At 53.1% G+C, this 26,811-nt stretch carries 23 protein-coding genes; 12 read left to right on the top strand and 11 right to left on the bottom strand.

The window, feature by feature from the left end; translation table 11 throughout:
* The first annotated feature begins 4 nt into the window (after positions 1 to 4).
* The 3 genes from NXT01_RS04625 (at position 5) to NXT01_RS04615 (ending at position 1,556) form a co-directional block, all read left to right on the top strand.
* A complete protein-coding gene (locus NXT01_RS04625) occupies positions 5 to 331 on the top strand; it encodes a hypothetical protein (RefSeq protein WP_259078087.1) in 327 nt (108 codons plus the stop codon).
* Between the two features lie 108 nt (positions 332 to 439).
* Positions 440 to 607 carry a DUF3117 domain-containing protein gene (locus NXT01_RS04620; RefSeq protein ID WP_259078086.1) on the top strand — a complete coding sequence of 56 codons (168 nt, stop codon included), beginning with the start codon at positions 440 to 442 and terminating at the stop codon, positions 605 to 607.
* 85 nt (positions 608 to 692) lie between these two features.
* Positions 693 to 1,556 carry a methyltransferase domain-containing protein gene (locus tag NXT01_RS04615; protein ID WP_259078084.1) on the top strand — a complete coding sequence of 288 codons (864 nt, stop codon included), beginning with the start codon at positions 693 to 695 and terminating at the stop codon, positions 1,554 to 1,556.
* Here NXT01_RS04615 and NXT01_RS04610 read toward each other — a convergent pair.
* Together NXT01_RS04610 and glgA are read right to left on the bottom strand one after the other, a co-directional pair.
* Positions 1,553 to 2,926 (bottom strand): GH32 C-terminal domain-containing protein, encoded by a 1,374-nt coding sequence (locus tag NXT01_RS04610; protein ID WP_259078083.1) that lies wholly within the window; start codon positions 2,924 to 2,926, stop codon positions 1,553 to 1,555. The two genes, NXT01_RS04615 and NXT01_RS04610, sit on opposite strands and share 4 nt — an antisense overlap.
* A gap of 84 nt (positions 2,927 to 3,010) precedes the next feature.
* A complete protein-coding gene (glgA, locus tag NXT01_RS04605; RefSeq protein ID WP_259078082.1) occupies positions 3,011 to 4,177 on the bottom strand; it encodes a glycogen synthase in 1,167 nt (388 codons plus the stop codon).
* 114 nt (positions 4,178 to 4,291) lie between these two features.
* Between glgA and glgC the strand changes: the two genes are divergently transcribed.
* Positions 4,292 to 5,509 carry a glucose-1-phosphate adenylyltransferase gene (gene glgC / locus NXT01_RS04600; RefSeq protein WP_259078080.1) on the top strand — a complete coding sequence of 406 codons (1,218 nt, stop codon included), beginning with the start codon at positions 4,292 to 4,294 and terminating at the stop codon, positions 5,507 to 5,509.
* A 63-nt stretch (positions 5,510 to 5,572) separates the two neighbouring features.
* Here glgC and NXT01_RS04595 read toward each other — a convergent pair whose 3' ends face one another.
* Entirely contained in the window at positions 5,573 to 6,208 is a 636-nt protein-coding gene (locus NXT01_RS04595; RefSeq protein ID WP_259078075.1) for an O-methyltransferase, read from the bottom strand.
* A gap of 186 nt (positions 6,209 to 6,394) precedes the next feature.
* Between NXT01_RS04595 and sigE the strand changes: the two genes are divergently transcribed.
* Positions 6,395 to 7,012, top strand: coding sequence for an RNA polymerase sigma factor SigE (sigE, locus tag NXT01_RS04590; RefSeq protein ID WP_259078073.1), 618 nt, complete (start codon positions 6,395 to 6,397; stop codon positions 7,010 to 7,012).
* 539 nt (positions 7,013 to 7,551) lie between these two features.
* Positions 7,552 to 7,992 (top strand): twin-arginine translocase subunit TatB, encoded by a 441-nt coding sequence (locus NXT01_RS04585; protein WP_259078071.1) that lies wholly within the window; start codon positions 7,552 to 7,554, stop codon positions 7,990 to 7,992.
* Between the two features lie 33 nt (positions 7,993 to 8,025).
* Here the strand turns inward: NXT01_RS04585 and NXT01_RS04580 are convergent, their stop codons facing one another.
* The 3 genes from NXT01_RS04580 to NXT01_RS04570 are packed head-to-tail and all read right to left on the bottom strand — an operon-like array spanning position 8,026 to position 11,061.
* On the bottom strand, positions 8,026 to 9,159 hold the full coding sequence (locus tag NXT01_RS04580) for an Mrp/NBP35 family ATP-binding protein (protein WP_259078070.1): 1,134 nt from the start codon (positions 9,157 to 9,159) through the stop codon (positions 8,026 to 8,028).
* 32 nt (positions 9,160 to 9,191) lie between these two features.
* Positions 9,192 to 9,764: a DUF1003 domain-containing protein gene (locus NXT01_RS04575; protein WP_259078068.1), complete on the bottom strand. Its 573-nt coding sequence runs from the start codon at positions 9,762 to 9,764 to the stop codon at positions 9,192 to 9,194.
* Complete coding sequence (locus NXT01_RS04570; protein ID WP_259078066.1) at positions 9,757 to 11,061, bottom strand: magnesium transporter MgtE N-terminal domain-containing protein; 1,305 nt, start codon at positions 11,059 to 11,061, stop codon at positions 9,757 to 9,759. The genes NXT01_RS04575 and NXT01_RS04570 overlap by 8 nt, the downstream gene beginning before the upstream one ends.
* 136 nt (positions 11,062 to 11,197) lie before the next feature.
* Between NXT01_RS04570 and NXT01_RS04565 the strand changes: the two genes are divergently transcribed.
* Positions 11,198 to 11,698, top strand: a complete 501-nt coding sequence (locus NXT01_RS04565; RefSeq protein ID WP_259078058.1) for a general stress protein — start codon at positions 11,198 to 11,200, stop codon at positions 11,696 to 11,698.
* 15 nt (positions 11,699 to 11,713) lie between these two features.
* Positions 11,714 to 12,406 carry a hypothetical protein gene (locus NXT01_RS04560; RefSeq protein ID WP_259078056.1) on the top strand — a complete coding sequence of 231 codons (693 nt, stop codon included), beginning with the start codon at positions 11,714 to 11,716 and terminating at the stop codon, positions 12,404 to 12,406.
* A 64-nt stretch (positions 12,407 to 12,470) separates the two neighbouring features.
* On the opposite strand, the gene NXT01_RS04555 is transcribed toward NXT01_RS04560, so the two are convergent.
* The 5 genes from NXT01_RS04555 to NXT01_RS04535 all read right to left on the bottom strand — a co-directional run bounded on the left by NXT01_RS04555 (position 12,471) and on the right by NXT01_RS04535 (position 22,838).
* Entirely contained in the window at positions 12,471 to 16,127 is a 3,657-nt protein-coding gene (locus tag NXT01_RS04555; RefSeq protein WP_396124747.1) for a multifunctional oxoglutarate decarboxylase/oxoglutarate dehydrogenase thiamine pyrophosphate-binding subunit/dihydrolipoyllysine-residue succinyltransferase subunit, read from the bottom strand.
* A 165-nt stretch (positions 16,128 to 16,292) separates the two neighbouring features.
* The gene (locus NXT01_RS04550; protein WP_259078053.1) at positions 16,293 to 20,225 is read right to left on the bottom strand and encodes an ABC transporter ATP-binding protein; all 3,933 of its coding nucleotides are present in this window, start codon (positions 20,223 to 20,225) and stop codon (positions 16,293 to 16,295) included.
* A gap of 41 nt (positions 20,226 to 20,266) precedes the next feature.
* Positions 20,267 to 20,995 (bottom strand): EcsC family protein, encoded by a 729-nt coding sequence (locus tag NXT01_RS04545; protein ID WP_259078051.1) that lies wholly within the window; start codon positions 20,993 to 20,995, stop codon positions 20,267 to 20,269.
* A gap of 236 nt (positions 20,996 to 21,231) precedes the next feature.
* Positions 21,232 to 21,696, bottom strand: coding sequence for a GNAT family N-acetyltransferase (locus NXT01_RS04540; RefSeq protein ID WP_259078049.1), 465 nt, complete (start codon positions 21,694 to 21,696; stop codon positions 21,232 to 21,234).
* 281 nt (positions 21,697 to 21,977) lie between these two features.
* Positions 21,978 to 22,838: a shikimate 5-dehydrogenase gene (locus NXT01_RS04535; protein WP_259078047.1), complete on the bottom strand. Its 861-nt coding sequence runs from the start codon at positions 22,836 to 22,838 to the stop codon at positions 21,978 to 21,980.
* Between the two features lie 219 nt (positions 22,839 to 23,057).
* Between NXT01_RS04535 and NXT01_RS04530 the strand changes: the two genes are divergently transcribed.
* The 4 genes from NXT01_RS04530 (at position 23,058) to NXT01_RS04515 (ending at position 26,809) form a co-directional block, all read left to right on the top strand.
* Positions 23,058 to 23,834 (top strand): (2Fe-2S)-binding protein, encoded by a 777-nt coding sequence (locus NXT01_RS04530; protein WP_259078045.1) that lies wholly within the window; start codon positions 23,058 to 23,060, stop codon positions 23,832 to 23,834.
* A 177-nt stretch (positions 23,835 to 24,011) separates the two neighbouring features.
* Positions 24,012 to 24,893 carry a hypothetical protein gene (locus NXT01_RS04525; protein ID WP_259078043.1) on the top strand — a complete coding sequence of 294 codons (882 nt, stop codon included), beginning with the start codon at positions 24,012 to 24,014 and terminating at the stop codon, positions 24,891 to 24,893.
* 50 nt (positions 24,894 to 24,943) lie between these two features.
* Positions 24,944 to 25,957 (top strand): nucleoside hydrolase, encoded by a 1,014-nt coding sequence (locus NXT01_RS04520; RefSeq protein WP_259078041.1) that lies wholly within the window; start codon positions 24,944 to 24,946, stop codon positions 25,955 to 25,957.
* Positions 25,958 to 26,041: 84 nt separating this feature from the next.
* Positions 26,042 to 26,809 (top strand): ECF transporter S component, encoded by a 768-nt coding sequence (locus NXT01_RS04515; RefSeq protein WP_396124735.1) that lies wholly within the window; start codon positions 26,042 to 26,044, stop codon positions 26,807 to 26,809.
* Positions 26,810 to 26,811 lie beyond the last annotated feature (2 nt).

Below are 26,811 nucleotides of genomic sequence, written 5' to 3'. Positions count from 1 at the left end.
AACTATGAACATGGTTGCTGTTACCACCGTTATTATCATGGTTGCACTGCTGCTGGTCCTGACTATTGCCGCCTCGGGAATCATATATCTGGTTCTGAAAAAACGCGACGGCGCAGCCTTTAAGCCGCAACCTATTGAAGTTGATGTCACTGCAGTAAATAAGCGCGCTATTGGCGAGCGTAATCCTGCAGGTCTTCAGTTCCACGATGGGGTTCCGGGCTACGACAAGCGTGAGGTTGACGCGGTATTACGGGAGCTATTTGACCAGCTATCTCACACTTCTTCCTTAACAGAGCTCCCGCAGGCAACCGATAAAGATATACCAGAGTAATTTAAACCTGCTCTTTACTCCGTATTTTCATGTGAGATCTGTATTTTGTATTGACCTTTAAGGTAGACTTAAATACTAGGACTGAAATAAAAAAGAATGAGAGAGAATATGGCAGCCATGAAACCCCGTACGGGTAATGGTCCGATGGAAGTAGTCAAAGAAAATCGCAAGATTGTCATGCGAATTCCCACCGATGGTGGTGGGCGTCTTGTTATCGAGCTCAATGACAGTGAGGCTGCAGAGCTCGCTGAACATCTAGCCGCAGTAGGTAGCTAGACCATCCCACCTAGAGGTTCCGCTAACAGGGGAAGCGGAACCTCATTTCTTTAGCAACATTCTCTTATTCAGACTGGATACTGCAATGCTCTCCCATATCGTCGACGTTCTCGCCGATCCAGAAGATGGAACCAGACTATTTCTTAGCGAAAACGGTCGCTACTTATCATCAGAGAGCGGACACACGTATGATGTGGCCAAACAAGGCTATGTTTCCTTAGTTGGAGGATCTGGTCTTCGACACCATGGAGACGATCTAGCGATGGTGCGAGCCCGTGAAAGCTTTCTCGCGTTAGGCCATTTCGCTCCTTTCGTCGAGACGGTGTCGACCGGGATCGACGAAGCCCTATCCGGAGTTGAAGCTCGTGAACCAGTCATTCTCGAGATTGGAGCGGGTACCGGTTATTACCTTTCCCATATCTTAGATTCGATCCCCGACTCCCGAGGGGTGGGTCTCGATATTTCCACCCCCGCGGCTAAGGCACTGGCGAAGAGTCACCCTCGCGTTGGTGCCGTCGTGGCTGATGCTTGGAAAACTCTGCCTATCAGACCACAGAGTATTGACGCTATCGCCGTTGTTTTTGCGCCGCGTAACCCCCAGGAGTTCTCGCGTGTACTTAAGACTAACGGTGAAGTAGTGATTTTAAGCCCTAACCCGAATCATTTGCAGGAACTGCGAGAACCGCTCGGGATTTTGCGAGTGGAAAAAGATAAAATCCATCGGATGCTCGAACAGTCAGCTAAATATTTTGACGTGGCGGATGAAGGCCACGAGGTCGAATTCTCGATGCGTCTAGACCAGGAGTGCATCGCTGCCCAGATTGGTATGAGTCCATCAGCACGTCATATTCCACCCGCAGATTTAGAAGCGCGCATCTCCTCTTTAGACCCGGTCATGATGGTTACAGCAAGCGCAACCATCACACGGCTTCGAAAAATACAGCCCTAAGCCGGAAAGATCTCTGGCAAGGGTTTAATAAGGGTGGATCTCTCTACCTCTACCTGCTCCGAGTTGTGGAGAATGAATCGCGTGGTGGGTCCGTCAAAGTAAACTCGGCTAGCCATGGCTACTTGTCCACCGTTGCCGAATACTTCCACTGTTGAGCCATCAATGATGACTGTCATCGAGCTCGTTGCATCATAAAGAAGAGGTGCGCTAGCGACTGCATCGCCCGCGTGGTTCGGATTCATCGAGCGATCTAAGGTGATGTGATCACCATAATGAGTGATCGTGCATATAATCTGATCGTTAATATCTAGAACGGTGATGGTTTGATGTTCGCCACGAGGAATCTCGCTAATACCCGTCCACATAGAGGCACGATCTGATTCCTCAATGGCAGCGATGATGCCGCTCGTAGGGGTCTGGTAAATATGGCCCCCCTGAAGGGTAATCTCGCGCGCGAGGCTGAGGCAGTTCGCCCACCCTTCAGCGCGGAAACTCAGGTGCGCGCTCCCGTCATCCTGGCGGGAGGCACTATTGAGAAGGCCAAAGATCACAGTGTGCTCTTTATTGTCGGCATCGGGTGCCCAGTTTACAGTTCGGGGGCGTCCGAAATCGTGTCCATAATCCATGCGCTGGAAAGGCTTCGCCACCTCGAACGAGGTACCATTGAGCTTTCCCACAAGACAGCCCGCAATATCTCTGCCGTTCTCGTCGATCGTGACGAGCAGGATATCGTACAGATGCTGATCTATTTCATCGCGAAGTTGGAAAATACGAGGCGCCACCACAAATGTGGAAGCAATGCCAGAATCGCCGTGAATCGTCAACGGCCCGCGCATCTTAAAGTGTTGGCCATCAGCGGAATCTAGAACGACGAGTACAGGATCTGAGGATGAACCCGCCACCGCGACCATCAGATATCCACTATCCACCGGAATCACGCAGGGAGAACGAAAACGTGACAACCCTTCCTGGTTAGCGACAACTGTTCCTATATCAACAATATGCTCGTCCAGGATGAGGTCATCATCATCTAAGTCCGCGATTGTTTCGCCTAGGTCATCGACTCGGGCGGCCTTAATAGTGCGCTCATTGCCCACCACGTGAGTGTAGTAGAAGGTGGTGGAATCGCCCGTTGTTACTACCGAGCCAGCCCGGATGGATTCGTGGTCTTTGGTGGAGGCGAGTACATCGGTGCAGATTTCGAAATCGAAAGCTGTGGCGGAAGAAACTAAGTGGGCCCACCTAGAGGGTTGGGTGGGATCTGGACGGTATTGGTTGAAAAGATGCCAGTAGGTGCCGTCGTACAGCGCTCCAGCGGGGGCGTCCAGAATGCCGTGATCAGGGTGGATATGCAGTTCGGGGCGATACATAATTGTTGTGGGCTCCTGCCAGTTGACGAAGGCTGTTATGCCTCCCAGCGTAGTAGCAAAAGCCCACGACTGCAGATATCGACACTAAAGGAGGGAGCGATAGATTTCCACCGTCTGCGTGGCTATCTTGTCCCAAGAAAAAAGCTCCACGGCGCGTGTACGCCCCGCCAGGCCGAAGGCTTTGACCCGCTCTTGGTCGGCTATGAGTGCATTAACTTCTGCGGCGAGATCGCGCTCGAAGGCCGTGGTATCGGCTGGATCGTAATGCACTAAGAGGCCTGTCTGACCATCGGCTACGACTTCGGGGATGCCGCCGACATCTGAGGCCACCACGGCGGTACCGCAGGCCATCGCCTCAAGATTAACAATTCCCAAGGGTTCATAGATGGAGGGACAAATAAAGGCGTCAGCAGCGCTTAGAATTTCCTGAATTTTAGGTTTGTCCAGCATTTCCTGCACCCAAAATACTCCAGCTCGTTGGTGCTGTAATTCAGTGACCAGAGTGGAAATCCGGCTGGCTATCTCGGGGGTGTCGGGGGCACCGGCACAGAGCACCAGCTGAATCTCGGGGTCAAAGTGGGCCGCCGCCCGCACGAGATGTTCCACCCCCTTTTGCCGCGTTATGCGCCCCACAAAGGCGACGATCGGGCGAGTAGGATCGACACCCAAGGAGTGTAGAACAGAAGTACCCTCAAAGGCTGGGCGCGGCTGCCACACAGTGGTATCGATTCCGTTAAGAACCACGTGAACCTTGGCGGCATCGACACGCGGATACGCTTCGAGGACAGCTTCTTTCATCTTCTGTGACACCGCAATGACTGCATCAGCATACTCCATCGCATTACGTTCGGACCACAACGAAATATCATATCCACCATTGAGTTGTTCGCGTTTCCACGGGCGATCGGGCTCGAGTGAGTGAGCCGTGACAACGTGGGGAATATTGTGTAGCTGGGAAGCGAGATGTCCTCCTAAACCCGTGTACCAGGTGTGAGTATGTACGACCTGAGCATCGCGGCAGGCTTCGGCCATATAGAGACCTGTCGAAAGGGTCTGGATAGCCGGATTCGCATCACGCAGGCCAGGATCGGCGCTGTGGACGAAAACATTGTCCTCGTCACGGGGTGCCCCCATGCAGTGTACGTCTACGGGTACGATCTCTCGCATATAGCGAGTGAGCTCTGCTACGTGGACGCCAGCACCTCCATAAATCTCTGGTGGATATTCTTTAGTTAATAGTGCGACTTTCATAAAGATAACGGTAGTGGCAATGAGGCTAGGGCGCTGAGTATTTGAAAGGTGGCGTGGATCGCATTTTTCTCAATACCCTAACGGTGGTAGAACTTTCGCATTAAATTAGACACTGTGAAAAGTCAAAATAATGTCCTTGCCATCGTCTTGGCCGGCGGAGAAGGGAAACGTCTCTTCCCTCTGACTGAAGACCGCGCTAAGCCTGCCGTTCCCTTCGGCGGCACTTACCGATTGATCGATTTTGTTTTGTCCAATTTGGTCAATGCCGGTTATATGAAGATCTGCATTCTTACTCAATACAAATCTCATTCGCTAGATCGTCACATCTCACAAGCGTGGCAATTTTATGGCCCGACCGCTCAGTATATTGCGTCGGTGCCGGCGCAGCAGCGTCGAGGCAAGCACTGGTACCGGGGCTCAGCGGACGCAATTTTGCAGTCACTGAATCTCATCTACGATGAACGCCCTAATTATGTGCTGGTATTTGGCGCTGATCACGTTTATCGCATGGATCCGGAGCAAATGGTCGACGAGCATATCGCCTCCGGCAAAGCTGTATCTGTAGCTGGTATCAGGGTGCCCCGATCTGAGGCCAGTGCTTTTGGCTGCATTCAAGCCGATGAGGCAGGAAATATTACGGAATTTCTGGAAAAGCCCGAGAACCCTCCAGCTGTACCCGACGATCCAGACGTCACCTTTGCCTCAATGGGCAATTATGTATTTACTACGGACGCCCTCGTTGAAGCTCTACGGGAGGACGGTATCAACGAAAATTCCGAGCATGATATGGGCGGGGATATCATCCCGTATTTTGTTGAGCGCGGAGATGCACACGTTTATGACTTTACGAACAATATAGTTCCAGGATCCACGGATCGTGATCGGGGATACTGGCGTGACGTGGGTACCATCGATGCCTTCTACGAGGCTCATATGGATCTGATCTCGGTTCACCCGATCTTTAACCTGTATAACCAGCAGTGGCCGATCCGCTCAACTGACCTGACGGAATTACCTCCAGCTAAATTTGTGCAAGGCGGCATTGCGCAATCCTCGATGGTGGCCCAGGGCTCCATTATTTCGGCCTCTACGGTTCGCAACTCGGTGCTATCGACCGGTGTCATAGTCGAGGAGGGAGCCACGGTGGAGGGTTCGGTTCTGATGCCGGGAGTTCGCATCGGTAAGGGGGCTGTCGTGCGCCACGCTATCCTCGACAAGAATGTGGTAGTTACGGACGGAACGCTCATTGGTGTGGACCATCAGCGGGATGCAGAGCGCTTCGCCATTAGTCCCGGCGGGGTTGTTGTTGTAGGAAAGAATGTAGTCGTTTAAAGATCACATGAGAAGAGGAATCTCGCCCCACTCAAAAATTATTTGGGGGGCGGGATTTTTTGACTACTGCACAGTCACGATGACTAGGCCGGCACCTAGGGGAAGCCTGGTGACCTGAACTGACTCCAGCGAATTGAGGTAGTCCTGCAGGTCGCGGGCAGCTACAGTTTCTCGGTCGCGTCGCGTCTGGTCGCTGGGGGTACCGTCGAGCAGGATATCGGGGATGATTACACTCCCACCTGCACTTAAAAGGGGGAGCGAGGCACTAATAAGAGCTCTCGCATCAATGGGGGATACTTCTCCGTAAATAATTTGATAAGACTTTTTAGCTAGGCGCCCCATGACATCGAGAGGGCGGGATGGTAAAAAGCGCACTCTAGTGGGGGAGAAGGATGCATTACGGAAGATCTCAGCGGAGCGCCGGTGATATTCTGGCTCCGGGTCGATGCAGGTGAGAGTGCCCTGAGAATTCATTCCCTGCAGCAAGAAGTAACCGACGACCGCGCTCGCGGGGGTAATAGCGATGGCCCCTTGAGCTTTACTCGTGGCTGCTAGGGTGCTCAATAATTGACCGGTGTGGATATCGGGCGCACTGAGCCCAAATTCCTCGGCCGTCTCGTAGGCTAGCTCGAGAGTAGTATCGGCAGGGCTAATGGCTTCGATATAGGAGCGTAGTTCTTCAGTCACACCTCTAAGCATAGAGTTTCTCGACTGTTTTATCCTTCGCAAAACACCGATACTCTATAGTTCAACTTCCCCTCGGAGCTTCGATGGAGTGTTGATATAGTCACCCCCTTTCTCCACATCCGAGATATTCTCGCTCTCCCAGCTAATTCACAGAGTTCTTTCTGGCTTTTTGAAGACAGTTCGGGAACAATAGACCACATGACCACAACGCCTCGCCCGACTGATGCCGGCGCTTATGCTGCGGACCTTTCCGGAACCGCGGCCTTTGATGCAGGCGTAGGTTCCATGCCAGATTGGAGCGATCTCGTTTCTGAGCATGCGGACAGCGTATACCGGCTCGCCTTTCGACTCAGTGGCAATCAACATGATGCTGAGGATCTCACCCAAGAAACCTTTATGCGAGTCTTCCGTTCCCTGGATAAATATCAACCTGGTACCTTTGAGGGCTGGTTGCACCGTATTACTACTAACCTCTTTTTAGATATGGTGCGGCGCCGCACGAAAATCCGCATGGAAGCTCTACCAGAGGACTACGAGCGAGTTCCGGGAACCGATATGACCCCTGAACAAGCCTATAACGTGGCCAACCTTGACCCAGCTTTGCAGGAAGCGCTCGACGCACTGGCCCCCGATTTTCGAGTGGCAGTAGTGCTCTGCGACGTGGTGGGTATGAGCTACGAGGAGATAGCCGCAACTTTGGGCGTCAAGATGGGCACTGTGCGTTCGCGTATCCACCGGGGCAGGAGTCAGTTGCGAGCGATGCTGGAGGCGAAGGCTGAAGTTGACGCTGATGCGCAATTGCTCATTCGCAGCTAATGCTAAACACTAAACTCTAAACACTGACTCGCCACAACCATATGGCGAGTCTTTCTCTTATAGTGGACAGTGGGGAACTAACGGCATATGCGGTTCGTTCCACTTATGACCTCTAGGTTATAAACCTGTGATTCGAATCGAGAAAGCTGGTGGGCTATGGCGCAACGAGACAAGCCGCAGCGTTCCAGAACATTTGATATTTCCTCCCAAGTCCGAAAGTTATCAGCGATTGACCATCTCAATCCTGAGGCCATAGCTGCCTTGGCAGATAACGAGTTGTGTCCCGCTGCCACACACCGAGCCCATATACATCTAGTTCACTGCCACGAGTGTCGTCTCGAGGTAGAGAAACAACGGCTAGCATCGCAGCGCCTACGCAATTCTTGTTGCCAATCATTGGAAGCCAGCTCGGAGCTAATGAGACGCCTGCATCAAATTGCTGACTGTGTAGAGTCGGATCAGCATCCCTTGCGATCGAAGATGTCAAAGATTCGGCTGATGAGATGGAAATAGCGCACATGCAGGGTAAGGTTATTTAAGTGTTTAGCTCAATTGGTTGGGGAGAAATTTTCTGGATTCTCATCCTCGCTATGATTTTCATTGGCCCCGAAAAGCTCCCTGGCGTCATTGAGGATGCCCGTGCTGCTATTTTTGCTGCTCGCCGCGCCATCAATAATGCTAAAGCTGAACTAAATGGGGAGTACCTGGAGGAATTCGAAGATTTCCGTGCTCCCATTAACCAGATCGCTGGTTTGCAGCGAATGGGTCCCAAAGCCGCATTAACTAAAGTGCTCTTTGATGGAGATTCTGAGGCCATCGATTCTCTCGACCTGAAGAAACAGCTCGGTGAGCTTGATTCGCCAACTAGTGCCGCACGCACCGAACTTAGTCCCGACCGTCAAGCCTCCCAGGCCGATATACCCAATAACGCGGTATCCGGCCCGAGAAACCGGGACTTTAGCTGGGATGATGTCCTATAGCCCCTATCCAATCAGGCAGGGGATAGGAGATTTCTAGTCGTGCCGAGTCACCCCAAGGCCTAAGGGCTTACCGGCAAGTGATTCAGGTCGAAGAACGAGCTGATCTGCAATAGCCTTGATCGCTACCGCAGTGGGGGACTCGGGGTGGGCAAGCACAATGGGGGTGCCGTGATCGCCTCCCTCGCGAAGCTGAGGATCTAACGGAACCGATCCGAGAAGCGGAACCTTCGTTCCAGTAAGCGTCGAGATGCGCTGCGAGACCTCTTCGCCTCCACCTGAGCCAAAGACTTCTAACGTCGATCCATCGGGCAAAATCATGGCACTCATATTCTCGATGACACCCGCGAGCTTCTGCTGGGTTTGCAACGAGATAGTCCCGGCGCGCTCGGCCACCTCAGCCGCGGCGCTCTGTGGGGTCGTCACCACGAGGAGCTCGGCATTGGGGAGGAGTTGGGCTACCGAAATGGCGATATCGCCAGTTCCAGGGGGAAGGTCGAGAAGCAAAATATCGAGGTCACCCCAGAATACATCTCCAAGGAACTGCTGAATGGCGCGGTGTAACATCGGGCCGCGCCACACCACAGGGGCATTACCTTCAACAAAGTGTGCAATCGAAATGAGTTTTATGCCATGAGCCATGGGCGGCATGATCATCTCGTCTACGGCATGAGGACGATCGGTGCACCCGAGCATGCCCGGTATTGAGTGCCCGTATATATCGGCATCAAGCACCCCGACCCGCAATCCGCGAGCAGCTAGTGCGGCTGCAAGGTTAACGGTCATCGAGGATTTGCCCACGCCCCCCTTGCCAGAAGAGACGGCAAAGACTCTGGTTGTGGAGTTAGGTTGGCTAAAGGGAATCACCGGCTCGTGGGTATCGCCGCGTAACTGCTGCCGCAGGCTCTTGCGCTGTTCATCATCCATGACATCGGTAGTCACGGTGATCTCACCAACGCCCGGGAGATCTGCGATGGCAGCGCGTGAGTTTTCCACCAACAGGTTTTTCATCGGACACCCAGCAATCGTGAGGTATATTTCTACCTCAACATCTACGCCACTGAGGGCGATAGATTTCACCATGCCGAGTTCTGTTAACGGCTTACCAATTTCTGGATCTTCTACGCGCGAGAGCGCCTGCCGCACGTCATGCTCAGTAATAGTGGTCATTATTTTTCTAAGTACTTCCCCTCGTATTTTGCTTAACGACGCTCACTCGTGCGTCCCTGAATCGGGTCACTAAGATCGTGGTGTGCGTCATCGAGTCCCTGCTGATGGCGGTATGCAGTCCGTTCAGCGGCTTCATCGTCCAGCTTAGCTTCAATGCGTTCGATCATGGTGTGAAGATCTTCCAATTCGTGCCGCAGATAATCACGAGTGACCATATCACCCAGCGCTAGACGCAAGCCAGCGAGCTCGCGGGTAATATATTCGGTATTCGATTTGGTTTCAAAAGCACGGCGGCGATCTTCATTGAGAGAAACACGATCACGATCTTCTTGTCGGTTCTGTGCCAGCAAGATCAGCGGCGCCGCGTAGGCTGCCTGTGTGGAAAATGCCAGGTTCAGCAAGATGAAGGGATAGGGATCCCACTGCCACCAGAAGGCGCCGAGGTTCAGCACGATCCAGATAGCGACGAAAACCGTCTGCCACATCAGGTAACTGCCGGTACCAAAAAAGCGGGCGACCTGCTCAGCGTAGGCGCCAATGGAATCGTCATCAAGTCTGAAAAGCCTCTTTTTCCCGGGCAGCCGTGGGGTATCTAACTCAGCCATGCGCTAGGTCTCCTTTCACAATGGTCGAATCGGGGCGGATACCCGAATCACGCCAATCTTCCGGCAATAAGTGATCGAGAAGGTCATCAACTGCCACCGCTCCCAGTAGGTGGTTATCGTTATCCAGCACAGGTCCGCAGACCAAGTTATAGGTAGCAAAATAGCGCGCCGCAGTTTCCTGGGAATCATCAGCATAAAGGGGCGGTAGATCCGGATCCAAAATGCCAGAAACGAGCATCGACGGGGGTTCACGGAGCAGCCGCTGCAAATGCACAGAACCTAAATAAGTCCCCGTCGGGGTGGCGGTGGGCGGTCGCACCACAAAGACCATAGAGGATAGGGAGGTAGGAAGATCAGGGTTGCGGGCTTGGGCGAGCGCCTCAGCGACGGTCGTTTGAGGGCTGAGGATCAAAGGTTCTGGAGTCATCAGCGCACCTACCGTGTCGGGGCTAAAGCTCATTAAGCGCCGCACTGGGGCTGATTCCTCAGGATCCATGAGTTCGAGCAAGACATCGGCTTTTTCATCGTCGAGCTCAGAAAGCAGATCGGCAGCATCATCAGGATCCATTTCCTCGAGCACATCAGCTGCACGTTCGATGTCAAGAGTTTCTAATAGCTCGGCCTGGCGATCCTCACTCATCTCTTGGAGAATATCGGCGAGGCGCTCATCGTCCAGCTCCGTAGCGACCGTGGTGCGCTGGTTCTCGGGCAAGTCATAGAGCACCGAGGCGATATCTGCCGGACGCATATCCTCGAACTCCGCCAACAACTCAGCAAAGGCATCAGACATACCAACACCCGCAGCGCTGATACCATGGACGTGCTTCCACGGCACCACAAACAGTTCCGGCCGGCGAGCGAAAGTGGCACGTTCCTTGAGCACGGCCACCGCAGAGATGGCCCAGTCGCGAGTACGGGTACGCTCTAATTCCACATCGGCAATCTCGACCGGCTTAGAGTGCAGCTGCTCCAATTCAGGATCATCCACGTGGACCTTCGCCCCGATCACATCGCCGACGATAGCGAGTTCACCGGCCCTAGGCTTATACGATCGCAGTGAGACCGAACCAGAGACCAGCATAATCTCATGAGGATCGATGGAGGCCACCCGGAGCATGGGAAGAAAAATGCGGCGCTTATTGGTCATTTCAACCACGAGACCAAGCACTCGGGAGGTATGTCCGTAGGGCCGGATATTAACAATGACATCACGCACGCGACCGATTGCATCAGTTTCGGGACCGCGAACAATCATGCCCGCTAGGCGCCCAGCATAAACTCGGGTAACTTCACTCATAATTGATAAGTGTAGCTGTTTCTCCAGGGCACTCCCTAACACGTATCCTGGCGCTGAACAACTGCGATATAGTGAACAGTATTTGAGTGTTGCGCAAGCCACTCTAGACCTGAACGAACTGACAAGGAACACAGGTATGACTTTTTTCTCGAGGCCCAACCCTGAGCTGAATGGGCGGCAAAGAATTATCCCCGAGGGGTGGCCAGTCGGCTCCTTTAGCACCTATGCGCAGGCACAGGCAGCCGTCGATATGCTCTCGGATAAAGAGTTCGATGTCAGTGCAGTCTCAATCGTCGGCGTTGATTTAATGGAGTGCGAAAACGTGCTGGGGCGCCTGACATGGCCGAAAGTTTTATTGAGCGGTCTTGCCTCAGGTGGCTGGGTGGGCCTATTTATGGGAACGCTTCTAGGAGTGGTCACGGGCGATTGGTCGAGCTCGCTAATCTTCGGCGTCCTCCTAGGTTCAGTGTTCTATACCAGCGCGGCAGCCATCCAGTACGCGGCCTCAAGGGGCAAACGTGACTTTGCGTCTACCACCCAAATAGTAGCCAGCAGATACGATATCCTATGCGATCCGGCAACAGCCCCCCAAGCACGTGATCTCATCAGCGAATTCACTCATAAGCGCCCGAACTAGGGAAAGGACCCCATCGTGCCCTCTGCAGCTCTTAAGCGTGGGATTGCGGCGATCGCGGCGCTCAGCACCCTAGGCGCAGGATATGTGGTCGGTAATGGTTACCTCGATCCCTTTGACTTTACGAATAATAAGGCTGCGAGCCCCGATCGGGTGATTATCGTTGCCGTCCAGCCCCACACCACTGAGGCACTGGTCTTGGCAGAATTATACGAACAAGCCCTCGAACGGGCCGGCCATCAGGCGATCCTAAGCTTGGATCAGTCGGGTTATTATAGTGGCGTGGATCGGCTCAGCTATGGCTCAGCAGACCTCGTGATTAGTTGTACCGGAACACTAGTCCAGGCGCGGAATTCAGGTCTAGCAGAGGATTTACGGCAGCGTTTCGCGCGGGATATAACTGACCCTCACGAGCAGCGGGAAATAGTTTACGCCGCAGCCATGTCTACCTTGCTTGATAATACAACTGCCACAGACCCCTCCAATGCGCTCGGATGTGTCGACTCCGACTCGGGTCTGCCCGAGCACATTATGCCGATCTACCGAACCTCGGACTTAGATCGTCGCAGTAGGCGAGCAATCAATACAGTTTCTGGGGTCCTCACAACCGATTCTTTGCAGGACATCATCGAGCGCGCCCAGAAGGTTGGTTCTGCTCACCAAGCGGCTGAGGAATTTCTAGATAGATATAGCGGCGACTTCAACTTATAAAAATCCATTCAAAAAGGTGAGGGTGCCGCTTATTACGGCACCCTCACCTTAATTGCTGACGGATCTATTCGCTGAAGGCTGAGTCAACGAGTTCCTGTTGTTCTACTTGGTGCACCTTTGACAAGCCTGTGGCGGTCGATGCCTGTGCGCGCCTCGATACTCGTTTCAAGGGCAACATTCCTGGGATAAGGTCAGGTAAGTGGGCACTAAGGAAGGGCCATGGCCCCTGGTTGGCGGGTTCATCTTGGCAGAAGCGAATCTCAGTCGCATTAGGATAAGCGTCGAAAGCTTCTTTGAGACGGTTGAATGGGATGGGATGGAGCATCTCCAAACGTATAATAGCGACGTCATTGCGGCTCTCTTTCTCAGCTCGCTTCGCCAGCTCATAGTAGAGCTTTCCGGATACCAGCAAGATCGTCTTCACACTCGAGGTGTCACCGACTGTTGATCCGGACTTATCAAAGAAACGTGGGTCGTTGATGACTGACTTAAAAGTGGTGATCTCGGTGAACTCAGAAACCTCAGAGGTTGCAGCCTTCATGCGCAGCATCGACTTGGGAGTGAATACAACGAGCGGGCGTTTGAGTCCACCCAAGGCGTGGCGCCTTAATAGATGGAAGTAGTTAGCGGGAGTCGATGGTTGGGCCACGGTCATGGAGCCCTCAGCGCACAATTGCAGGTAGCGTTCAATCCGGCCAGACGAATGGTCTGGCCCCTGACCTTCATAGCCGTGGGGCAACAGCAGGATCACAGAGGAAGTCTGTCCCCACTTTGTTTCGCCAGATGAGACATATTCGTCGATGATGGTCTGCGCGCCGTTGGCAAAATCACCGAACTGCGCCTCCCAAGCCACGACGGCCTCTTGGTTGCCAACCGAGTAGCCATATTCAAAACCCATGCCAGCATACTCGGTGAGCGCAGAGTTATAGACGAGGAATTTACCGCCGTTGCCTTTGGATTCTGCCAATTCATGCAGAGGATTAAATTCCGCGGCGGTCCGGGGATCGTAAACCACCGCGTGTCGCTGGGTGAAAGTGCCGCGCCTAGTATCTTCACCTGCTAGACGGACTAATTTGCCGGAGTTAGCCAAGGAGGAGAAGGCAATGAGTTCGCCCCAACCCCAGTCGATGCCACCGGTTGAGATAGATTCCACGCGCTTGTGGGCTACCGGCGCCACTCGAGGGTGCAGGGTGAAGCCTTCAGGGAGGCGCCCGTAGGCTTCTGCTATCTCGGCAAATTCTGCCTTGGAGATATTAGTAGTTAACCCGCGAGGGAGTTCCTGGGCCTTGGTAATGCCCTCCTGCTGAGTAAAGACCTTCTTCTCGGCCACTTTGACCTCATTGAAGACCGATTCCATTTGGTCGTGGAAGTCGCGGGAGACTTTCTCGGCATCTTCTTTTGATAGTTCACCGCGGCCGAGCAGATCCTCGATATATTGATCGCGCACGGTCTTGCGGCCGTCGATGAGCTCGTACATCTTTGGCTGAGTCATTGATGGATCATCAGCTTCATTATGGCCTCGGCGGCGATAGGCTATGAGGTCAATGAAGACATCTTTTCCGAATCGACGCCGGTATTCCGTCGCGAGGGTACCGACCCACACCACAGCCTCTGGATCGTCGCCGTTAACGTGAAAGACTGGGCAACCAAAGGCTTTAGCCATATCGGTTGAATAGAGGCAGGAGCGGCCGGAATCTGGGGTAGTGGTGAAGCCGATCTGGTTATTGACCACAATATGCACGGTGCCACCGACGGTGTAGCCGCGAAGCTGCGCTAAGTTGATGGTTTCTGGCACAATGCCCAAGCCTGCAAAAGCAGCATCGCCGTGGAGAAGCAGCGGCATAACCGTGTACCCTTGATCCCCCTTATCGAGCAAATCTTGCTTAGCGCGCGCAATACCCTCCATCACGGGGTTAACGGCTTCAAGGTGGGAAGGATTGGCAGTCAAGGTTACCTTGATCTCGCCATCGCCGAACATTTGTAAGTGTGTGCCCTCGGCTCCCAGGTGATACTTCACATCGCCGGAACCTCCAGCTGCTTTGGCCTCGATATCTCCTTCAAATTCGGAGAAGATAGTTTCTAATGGCTTGCCTACAATATTAAAGAGCACATTCAACCGGCCGCGGTGCGGCATGCCAATAACCACTTCGTCGAGATTCTGGCCCGCAGCGGTATCGATGGCGGAATCCATAAGCGGAATCAACGCCTCGGCGCCCTCGAGAGAGAAGCGTTTCTGGCCTACATATTTAGTTTGCAGGAAATTCTCAAATGCTTCGGCGGCATTGAGCTGCTGCATAATATATTTTTGCTCTGCACTAGTGGGTTTAGGCATACCCTTTTCCAAGCGTTCTTGCAACCAAGTACGCTCGTCACGGTCCAAGATATGGGTATACTCCGCACCGACCTTTAGAGTGTAGGCCTTGCGCAACTTCGAGAGCACTTCGCGCAGAGTCATGGATTCCTGACCCGAGAAGCCGCCTACGTGGAAAGTACGATCAAGATCCCAAATAGTTAGACCGTGGGATTCCATGACAAGATCACTATGATCTGGCACGGGGATACCAGGCTGTGACCAGTGCAGGGGATTTGTATCGGCGATAAGGTGTCCACGTGAACGGTAGGCTTCGATCAACTGCATCACGCGGGTATTTTTATCCACCCCAGTATTGGGTAGATCTTGGGCCCAGCGCATAGGGGTATATGGGATGTGGAGGGAGAAGAAAACCTCATCCCAGAACGAATCATCGATAAAGAGCTGGCTCATGGTCTTGAGGAAGTGACCAGACTCGGCGCCCTGAATAATGCGGTGATCATAGGTAGAGGTGATGGTCACTAATTTGCCAACACCCAATTCCGCAAGCCTATCTACGGATGCGCCTGCGAATTCTGCTGGATAGTCCATCGAGCCGACACCGATAATGGAGCCTTGACCTTGCGTGAGGCGAGGGACGGAGTGTCGAGTGCCAATACCGCCTGGGTTTGTGAGGGAAACGGTGACTCCCGAAAAATCATCCATCCCTAACTTATTTGTTCGGCTTCGCTTGACAATATCTTCGTATTTTTCCACGAAGGTGGAAAAATCAAGCTTTTCGCATTCCTTGATGGCTGCGACCACAAGTGCGCGGGAACCGTCCTTTTGGGGCAGATCTATAGCTAGACCGAGATTAATATGCTCCGGGGTGACAACGGTGGGTTTCCCATTGATCTCAGCATAGGAGTTATTCATATCAGGGTGAGCCATAATCGCCTTCACGAGGGCATAACCGATGATATGGGTAAACGAAACCTTGCCGCCGTGGGTGCGCTGCAGGTGCTCGTTGATGATCGCGCGATTCTCGAACATCAACTTCACAGGCATATCGCGTACCGATGTGGCAGTGGGAATCGTTAGAGATTCATCCATATTTTTTGCAATCGCTTTGAATATGCCCTTGAGGGTTCTCTCTCCCGCTGTAGGCATCTCAGCGGCGCGCGCTAGTGGGGATTGAGAGCGCTTCTTTGCGGTGGCCTTATCCTTAGCCTCTTTACTTACCTCCGCTTCGCGGTGCTGATCAGCTTTCGTCGCTACTGAATCAGGTGTATCGGGTGCGGTCACCTTCGATTGGTCGGAGGTACGCTGCGAACTTGAAGCGGTCTGAGGGCGGGGGCCACCCTGTTTGGTAAATAGTTCACGCCATTCCTTATCAACTGACTCTGGGTCGTGTTGGAACTGCTGGAACATATCATCGACCAGCCATTGATTCTGGCCAAAAGTACTAGCGCTGCTCACGGCAGGTACTCGCCTCATTTCTGTGGGAAGTTCTTTTAGTTAAGGAATTCTTAGGGGTATTGTCCACGTTCGTCACTGTAACTGGAACGTATTTAATAGACGATAGCTATTTTTTTCTTACAATGTGCGCGGTTTCACTTTCGGGGTTAGTGGGGGCTCACTCTGAGAACGCGCAACCTTCCAAAGTGTGGCATAGGTACCCCCAGATGAGCGGAGTTCGTTATGGCTCCCGTCTTCTACGATACGCCCCTTATCCACCACAAGGATTCGATCGGCATTCTCCGCAGTTGCAAGCCGGTGAGCTACCACAAAAGCAGTGCGGGTATGCGCCACATGGTGCGAGGCTTCGACGATGACCTTCTCGGTGGCTGGATCTAAGGTGGCTGTAGCTTCATCGAGGACGAGGATCGAGGGCTGGACTAGTTCTGCTCGTGCCAGAGCCACTAATTGGCGTTGCCCGGAGCTCAGGCCCTGACCGTGCTCGCGCACCGGGGTAGCAAGACCATCAGGAAGAGCGGCAAAGATCTTCAAGGCGCCAACATTTTTCACTGCCTGAGTGATGTCCGCGCGACTGGCCTGTGGCTTGCCGTAGGCGATATTGGAGGCAATGGTCCCGTGGAATAGATAGGTTTCCTGCGGCACAAAACCGATCGTCTCGCGCCACAATCCCACGGGTAAATCACTAAGCGGCTGGGCTCCCGCCTTGATCCTCCCGGAGATAGGATCATAGAAGCGAAGAAGCAATTTAATCAGAGTTGATTTGCCCGACCCCGTCGGCCCCACGATGGCAACGGTGGTTCCAGGCTCGATATGGAGATTGATATCGCTAAGTGCGGCCTCGTCAACATCGCGGTAGTGGAAATTCACCTGCTCAAAATCGATTGCCTCGCGAGCCAGACGGCGGATATCTGTACTCGAGTACGATCGCTGTACCTGGAGGGTACGGTGAGCATCAGTCGTCTCTTCTTGCTGCTCGGCCGCATCGGAGTTTTCGGTGGACAAGAGATCAGAAATACGACGGAAACCCACCGCCGCTTGTTGATAAGCATCAAATACTTGCGAGAGATGCTGAACGGGGCCGAAAAGGCGCTCCAAGTACAGCAGAAAAGCAACGAGGACACCAGCTGAGAGCGTTTGATCGGCAACCATGAGAGCCCCCACGCCAAGGACGCTCGCACTGAGGATCTCAGTGGTGGCGTTAATACCTGGAAAATAAACGGCTACCGCAGTCTGGGCTTTGATGCGAGTACGCCGATAGTGAGCGGCCTGGCGTTCGAAATCCTTTAAAACTTCAGCTTCTTGATTAAAAAGCTGGGCGGTGCGCAACCCTGACATCGACTCATGGAAATGCGCATTTACCGTCGACACTTCCTCCCGTGCTTGGGTGTACAGCTTGGACGAGATGGAACGAAAAACCACAGTCGCTACCGCAATAAGTGGAATACCAATAGCGGCAATCAGCGAGAGTTTGACCGATGTGGCCACGAGCAAAATAACAATACCGGCGATTGTGCTCAAAGAGACGACGAAGACGGTGAAGCCATTCTGCAGGAATCCATTGAGGGCATCGATATCAGTAGTCATTCGAGTAATGATGGCTCCCGACATGACCTTCTCGTAGAACCCAAGCGAAAGCCTCTGGAGGTGGCTGTAACTGCGGATTCTCAATTCGTACAATAAGCTTTCGCCGGTACGAGCGCTGAGAAATTCGGATGCTATCGTGGCTAGCCAGCTCATCACCACCGCCAGGAGACCGATCCCGGTGAGGGTTAATAAGGTGGAGACATTATTTTGCTTAATGCCCTCGTCGATAGCTCGCCCGATCAGGGTAGGGATAGCGAGACTCGCAATAACCCCGAGGATATACAGGGCGATGAGTACCATAAGGTAGTAGCGGACTGAGAAGAAGAGAGTGCGAGCATTAACGACGCGCATCTTCTGCCGGAAAGAATCTGCTCCGCCTCGGGGAGGCAGATCCTTGATTGAAGGAAGCCGATCGACCCGTGCGAGGAGATCTTTAGTCGCAGGAGTGGCTCCAGCCATGGCCGCAAAAGCAGCGCCGTGACTCATCCCCTTAGCGCCGGCAAGAGAGGCCGCGGCTTTTAAAGCCCCGCTAGTGGTAGTTCGGTTAGAGCTTTCTTTTTCATCATAAGACCGACTCGACCACAAAAGCTCCTCCAATTCTGTGTCGCTAAGAGAATCGAGACCGGTGGTTTCCTCTGTCTCGCTCAATTGAGGTGATCGTATCGCTTCGGCGATAAGTCCTTCAGGAGGGGCAGTTAGCTGAGGCGTCGCGCTTAGATCAAGGTCGTTGGTGTCCAATTCCACGTCCATAAGTTCCGAGAATTGAGGATTGTCCGCAATACGCTCGGGGGAGTCAATAGCCACCATATGGCCCTTGTGAATCAAGCCCACATAATCCGAATGGGCGAGGGTGGAATGGCGGTGAGTAATAGCCAGGACCGTGGTATGAGGAAAGTGCTCGCGCAGATTGGCGTAGATGCGTGCCTCGGTGGCACTGTCGATAGCAGAGGTGGTGTCGTCGAGGAGTAGCACCTTAGGGTGAGCGACTAGAGCCCGCGCGAGAGCGACCCGTTGCCGTTGCCCTCCCGAAAGGGTCAGCCCGCGTTCGCCGATGAGACTATCCAGACCGTTGGGTGCGCGCTCAATGAAATCATCGATACAGGCCATACGGCAGGCACATAGAATCTCCTCATCGCTGAGATGTCGGCCAGCATCAATATTCTCCCTGATCGTGGCGTGGGAGAGGAAAGGTTCATCGAATACACAAGCAATAGAGGAGCGAATGCTAGATAGAGAAAGGTCAGTATAGTTACGAGTAGCAGGGTTAGGCCCTTCCTCTATCAGGGAAATTTTGCCGCTATCTGGTTGATAGAAACCCGCCAAAAGCTGAATGAGCATGGATTTACCAGAGCCGGCAGGACCAACCAAACTGGTATAGCTTCGAGGCGCTAGGTCGAGGTCGAGCCCGTTGAGGACATCTGAGTAATGAAGATTGCTTATGCGTAGGCCTAAAGCCTGAGCATGAGGGTTAAGCTCTTGAGGTTTTTCAGGCTCTGTATATTCAGGTCGAAGCTCTAAAACTTCGAATATCCTATCGGCGCTCGATAGGCCCATGTGGACTTGAACGGACATGGCGGCGAGCATGGAGATCACACTGGAGAGTGCGGAGAGGTAGACACTCGCGGCAAGAAATTCCCCGATGGTAATGGCACCGTTGAGACTGAGTAGACCACCGATACCAATGCTGAGGACGAGGGTAACGGTCGGGATATTTTGGAGCAGGGGTTTAAAGCGGGCGCTTAACCGAGCGACACGAAGCTTGTGACCGTATACCTCGGTGGCTTGCTGCTGTAGGGTATCAATTTCGCGATTTTCTTGGTGAAAGGCTTTGACTATCCGAACTCCCTGGATCGTCTCCTCGATATGAGTGCTCATATCGGCGATCTTCTGCTGCGCCGCCCACGTGGCCGCGAAGAGAGTTTTGCGAGATTTTTGTCCTAGCCAGACCAAAATTGGAATCGTGATAAGAGCCAACACGCTGAGTACGGGGGAGATCCACATGAGGATGCCGGTGAAAAGGATGACCTTAAAGGCTTGGCCGATCATCAGCGGCAGCATGGCAATCATGATCTGTACCGTGTTCAGATCAGAAATGGTTCTGGAAACCACCTGGCCGGTACGGAGGCGATCGTGGGCGGGGCCGTCGAGGTGAAGCAGGTTTTCTAATATACCGACCCGCAGGCGGTGCTGAAGGTGGTTGGAGATATAACCGGCAAAAAACCGCCGCCCAAATTGAAACAGGTAGCGACCCAGGCTCACCACGACCAAGGTGATGATGATAGCGGATATACCGCTTCGATCGGAGGCGATTGCCTGGTCGATCGCGGAGCCAGTCAGGAGGGGAATAGCGGCGTCGAAAAGCGTAATAAGAAACGTACAGCTTAGAGTGAGCACTAAGGCGACGGGCGTGTGCCAGAGCGTTGCAATGAGCTTGTAGGAGGGGGAATCTTTAAACTTCATCCGCATGAATACGCTCCTTGTCGCTTTACTAGCCTGAGGCTCAAGGCTTAGATGGTGCCTAGGGTACTTTCGACGTGGGTGATGACTTTGCGCCCTAGCTTGCGGTTAGCCACTGAACCAATCATGGCGCCGACACCTAAGGGGAGCAGTTTCCCGATCCACGAAAATAGAGCTGACTTGCGGAGCCTCTTTACAGCGCTGCGCATCATAATCTTATTGAGGTAGCCCATATTCTGAGCATTGGCACCCTTAATTACCTGGGTAATAGAGGCCCCGCCGAACGTAGCATCGGTGAGGGCATTGCCTTCCGAACCGAGAACCGCGGCCAAAATTATCGCTTGCCGACGCTCGGGTGAATCGATATCGATACCGCGCACATAAGCCGATGAGAGAGCGTAGGAGGCCGCAAAATCTAGGAAAAGGAAGCTCTCGGCCCCAATCGCAGCCGACCCCACCACTAAACCAACACCCGGGATCGCGGAGGCCATACCAGCGCTCGCGCCACTGCCAGTAACCGCTCGCAAGAAGTTCTTATCCAATGCTTTCTGAATATCGTGGTTGTTAAACTCCGGGTTCTTCTCGCGGAGATTATCCACATAATTCGTCAGCACTCCGCTGGTCATTCCGGAAACTTTTTCGAGAACTGTCACCAACACAGTGGCCATGGGGCCGCGATCGGCTTCAGAGAGATCGCTGAGTAACTCGTGGGTGGAATCCGCAGAATCGGATGTTCTATCGAGATCGCGGTCGTGGGTGTGTTGTAATTCGGGAGACATATATTTACAGGTGATCCTTTCAAGACCATTCGGGGTTGTATCTACCTCTCGCCCAGAAATGCTGGTATCGCTTTTCGCAGCGATATTTGAGGGGCACAATACCTCTGCGGCAGAGTAGACAAACTAAGAGCTATTGATGTGTTCGCAATTTTAGTATGAAGCTATCCATCGCGCTCAATTGCCCGTATATTCGCAGTAAATGCTCGCGCTTATGTCGCGCCTACCAGACTCGGTTATCACTTTTCCAGCACGAGCTCTAGCACCATGAACTCATCGTCATGATCAACTTCTACGAAACCGAGGGAGGTGTAAAGCCCGCGGGCGATAATATTATTGGTACCCGTTTCAATTCTCACGCTATAGGCACCCTGAGCAGTGGCGACGTGGATGACGCGGTCGACGAGCTTGCGCCCCGATTCGTTATTGCGGTACTGCGGATCAACGAATAGATCATTCAGCGTTAAAATTGTGCGGAGTTGGAGGGAAGAAAAGTGATAGAACACTTGGGCAAAACCGCACACCGTGGTGTCATCTTCGGCTACGAGAATGAGTGAATCGCCACGCTCAAAGCGTTCGGTCATAAATGAGCGCGCCTGCTCCTTATCGTCGCAGCGCCGATAAAAAGCGCGATAGGCAATAAAAAGCTCGGTGACGCGCTCAAGATCGGCGCTGGTCGCTTGACGGATATGAGTCGAGGGCATCTGAACCTGTCTCCCTAATAGGATGATCAATATTGTCTTATAGTACCTCCGCTCAGCTGCCTCATCGCTAGGCCTACAGACCATTGTCATCCCGCTTAAACGATGCGAAGCTTGGGATAGGCCCATAGCACAATCTTCGGCCCAATACCGTTCGTGGTGCAGCCCTGAGGGAGTGTAGAGGTGAACCAAGATCCGCGGAGCACAAAATCTTTTAGATTGAGCACCTCCGCTACAATTATTCTGGGGTACGTTCATCCTACGAGCCCAGAAAATCTACGAGGCTATATAGTGGGGCTATTTTTTCCACGAGCAAAAGCTTCGGCTTCGTTAACCAGCTTGGGATCGAGAGTTACCCCAGTATAGAGTGTGAATTGCGCCGCCGCCTGCAAGGCAATGACCTCGTCGCCGGTTATAACCGTCCGCGGAGATATTGGGCTCGACCCGCGAGCTGCCCGAATAAGGGGTGTCTCACTAGGATGAGCCACGACATCGAAAATCACTGCCGCCCGAGCTATATCGGAGTGGTCGAAGGCAGACTGTTGGCGGTGCGGGCCTTCCATGCCCAGGGGAGTGGCATTGATGAGCATATCCTGATCCCTCGGGACCCTCGTAGCGTAAGACCACCGATATTTCTCGGCCAGCTCCTTGGCTTTTTCAGCACGCCTAGCGACCACAGTGCACCGTGAAGCCTCGAATCCGTGGTCAGCCAGAGCCGCTACGACAGCTTTGGCCATCCCGCCGGCTCCGCAGATACTCACCTTCAGGCTGGGATCCACGTGGTGGGTGCGAAGCAGCTGAGAGACCGCAAGATAATCGGTGTTATAGCCACGCAGATGCCCATTTGTATTAACGATGGTATTGACTGCCGCAATACGTTCGGCTGATGGGTCGAGGGAATCAATGAGGTCAATTACAGCCTGCTTATACGGCATAGATATCCCAGCTCCACGGATATTAAGCCCACGAATTCCTGCCACTGCGTGATCAATATCTTGAGGAGCAATGGCATGATAAGAAAAATTCAATCCGAGTCGACGGTAAAGGTAATTATGAAAACGCACACCGTGGTTGGATGGGCGTGCTGCTAGGGAGATACACAAGGTAGTTTCACGGTTGACTGTCAATGTACGAGTGGAATCCATACGTCCACTGTAGGTGATATCGACTCGAGAGTTCCTTACAGATAAGGCTCCCAGAAATCAGCGGATAAAAGTAAGGCGAAGTCGAGGACACTGCGGTTTTTGGAGTCCTCGACTAGGATTTTTACGAAGGATAATGATGAGGCATCTCTGATTTTTTAGGTCGTTGGCCACGAGTGCTTTGTTCTTATCAAGAGCCTCGTAATTCTAAAGGAGAAACCTGTGAGTGTAGCTGGATCTCTGGCCCAGGTAGTCTCGGCTACCCCACGCTATGCCATTAGTGTAGAGCCGTCTGACGAAGCACTAATTATGAGCCCAGATGATCTGTGCGATGAGTCGATTATTACCGCAGCGATCTCTCAAAGCGAGCAGGAATATGGGGTGGCTAAGCACTCTCATGCTGCTAGGATCTGGCTCTTTTCCCTCATGGGATCGGTGTGTAATCCAGCAGTTGCAGCGATGATCCACGGCGACGATATCATTGATCTTGATTTGAGGACCGGCACACTTTTTAGACGCGAAGATTCAACGTATTGGTTTGGTTTCCGACCCCAGAACCCAGCAGAGTCCTACGCTGCTTCCGCCCGTCACTTAGCGAGCAATCTCAAACCCTTAATTAACAAGCTCTGTGAAGTTTATGCAATGCGGCCAGCGCCCTTATGGGCGATCGTTGCAGATGGTCTTGTGCAACCAGCCATGAGCGCCGGTAATGAAGAGTTTGAGCAATTAAAGGCACTGCATATCGCCCGAGAACTCCACCGAGGTATATGCGAAGTTGCTGAGGTGAAAATTCCGAGACCCCACTTTGTTGACGTTGTTGACGAGGACGTTGTCCCGTTGGATCTCACCACCAAACAGGAGCCCGAATTTCTTGCTGCATATCGCAGTAGCTGCTGCATGATCTATCGCTCCCCGCATTCTGACTATTGCGTATCGTGCCCTAAGAGACCTCGAGCGCAACGCGATGCCGCCATCGTTGCAAGTGCGCAGTTCTTCTAACCGTCGACCCTTAAAAAGGGGCAGAAAAGGCATCAGTGGTGCAGGCTGAGCCGCAGATCACTCTAGCTGGCGCTCAAAATATGCAGACTTTTGGCGGCTAAGATGCCTGTTTAGCGCTAATCTGGAGGTGGGTGCCGCTCACCCTTTTCGAGTTAATCGAGGTAAAGGACAAAATCGTTGAGATTTTTTGAAGATATCGCAGCTGCACTTGACGCTGAAGGCATTGAGTCCAGGGTCCACAATGACATCCTATTCGTTCCTATCTCCTCGGAGCTAGAAGTTCAGTTTGTGGAGATCGATCCCCATATGCCCGCCGCCAATGTTTATATAGCCACCGCCGATGACCATGATGACTTTGACGCTGTGCTCACTTCCGTAGTGTTCTCCGTCGAGGATGCTGTGGACACTATCGCTCAAAACGTTGCGACGGATAGTATCATCACCGTAATGCGCGACCTTATGGAGGGTGCGGATGAGCGCGTACAAGATATCGAATTCGAACAAGACCCCGAGGAAGAGAACGCTGTTTGGGCTCCTCTGACAGACGGTGGATTGGTGCGCGTCGATTTCTCTGTTGAAGGCGGCCTTCCCTCAGCTGCCGTGGCCTTTATCACTGTGGGTGCCGGATTTGGCAATACTCTCGACCACGCCACTAATTCTTTCCTCGAATTTGCCGAAAACTCAGATCTTCCCGAACATGAAATCTCCAGACTCCTCGAAGATTACCTCGACGCGGTAGTTGATCAGCATAAAGAAGTGTTGGAACTGGGGTCCTTCGTGGACTTCGATCGACTATTCGACGTTATCTCGCTTGCCGCCGATCAAGCTGAGGCTTGGGAAGAGCAACTAGGAGCTCTCGAAGGCGAGGACGACGAGCCAGAGGTCTACGATCTTTTCGGCGAAGACGACGATGATAATGATGATTTCTTCTATGAATACGACGAGGATGAACTGGGAGAAGACGACACTACTGATCCAGTCGACGATGTAGATGACGATGATATCGAAGCAGAAGCAGAGGTTGAAGATATCGACGATCCCGACGCTCCCAACTACTAGGATTCATACTTTCCTTGTGAGCTAGAACGTGTAGGCCATAGGCTTAAGGTATGAATTACGCGCTCAGATCTGTTCCTCGGGTTCTCCTTGATTGTGATACTGGTATCGATGATGCTCTAGCGTTGATCTATCTCGGAGCTTTACACCGAGCAGGTGAGATCGAATTGCAGGCAGTGACCACCACTGCCGGTAATGCAGAGGCTGACCTATGTGCTGAAAATAGCGCGTATATTTTGTCCCGCGTGGGAGTCGAAGGGGTCGACATAGCGGTTGGGCAGCATCAACCCGTGGTAGTTGATCTGGTCACCACCCCAGAAACGCATGGTCCCCGCGGGCTTGGATACATCACAGATGTTTCGGAGACCTCGAAGCCCGCGGAGTCGTCCTACCCAGGGATATCCCTCGAAAATGCTCCCGCTGCGTGGAGAAAGTTGTGGCAAAAGGCGGTCGATTCTTGTGCGCATGTGATTGTGACTGGTCCTGCGACGAATCTTGCTACGTGGTTGGCCGATCGTCCATGGCCGAGCACGGTGACGATTATGGGCGGGGCGTATTTTTATCCTGGTAATACGACTCCTACTGCTGAGTGGAATACCTGGGTTGATCCGCATGCTGCTAAAGATGTTTTTGCTCTGGCCCCCGGAGACCAGCGGGTGACTGTGTGTTCGCTTGGTGTCACTGAGCAGATGGTTATTACCCCGCAGCGACTGGATCGCTATGGTGAGATTGTGGGTTCGCACCCCATTGCCAAGGTGCTGAGAGAGGCCTTGCGTTTCTATTTCGAATTTCACGAGGCTCAGGGTGAGGGGTATCTGGCTCAGGTCCACGATCTGCTCACTGTGATGGTTGCCCTAGGTAAGGTGGAAACCACTTGGAGGCTGAGCACTGTGGATGTTGAGTGTGAGGGCATGATGCGGGGGACAACGGTAGCGGATCTACGTGGGCATTGGGGGAGAGATCCGTCGGTTCGCCTTGTCGAAAGCGTGGATATTGATGCTGCGCACGAAGAGTTTGAGCGAGTGTTGACGGTATTGGCTAAGTTGTCGAAACCTGCGCTAGGATAAGATCGTTCTTTCTATCCCTGCGAGGTGACATAGCAGGGATCCACTGGTCTGTCTTCTATGAAGGCAGAGGGACTAAGGATTTTCATGTCACCTATGCAATCGGCGTTAGCGGCCCCGCGTTCATCTCTTCTTTTAGGCACCCTTGGGGGTGGGATTATTGGGGCCACGTGGTTATTTTTGGTTCTTGCCCGTCCGACGCAGTGGGATTCGGTATTTGGTTCCTCTCCGGCTCTTATAACCTTTGTGGCTTATGTGTGTGGTGCTTTTCTCCTCCTTGCGGCATCTATTCCGCGACTGAGCTCACGAACCTTAGCGCTGATCCCCATGGCCTTGGCGCTCAATATCATTACCGGTCAACTTCTCGGTGCTGTAGGTATCCCACTCTACTTAGACTCTATTGGGACGGTCATGGTCGCCATCCTTGCAGGTCCCGTAGCGGGACTCGCTACGGGGGTTCTCAGCAGCGTTGTCTGGGCGCTTATTAATCCCGCAGCTTTACCTTTCGCTGCAGTATCAGGACTCATTGGTTTACTTGCGGGGTTAGCCTTCGCTAGAGGGATAGGGAACCATAGTGTCAAGGTTATAATTTCCGGCGTCGGGGTCGGCATCATCTCTGCAACACTCGCCGCACCAGTGGCGGCCGTTGTTTATGGTGGCACTGCGGGCGTGGGTACAGGGGCAGTAGTAGCATTGTTCCGGGAAATGGGGAATTCCCTCCTTGCAGCCGTGACGTGGCAATCTTTTCTTTCTGATCCACTCGATAAGGCGCTCGTTTTTCTTATCGCCTGGCGTTGCGTCAAGCGTCTGCCAGCCTCCGCTCTCACGCCATCCATTTCCCCGACACTTCGGTAGGT

The sequence above is a fragment of the Corynebacterium sp. ES2775-CONJ genome, from assembly GCF_024814515.1.
Classification (GTDB): domain Bacteria; phylum Actinomycetota; class Actinomycetes; order Mycobacteriales; family Mycobacteriaceae; genus Corynebacterium.
This window is presented reverse-complemented; position numbering and strand designations above follow the sequence as displayed.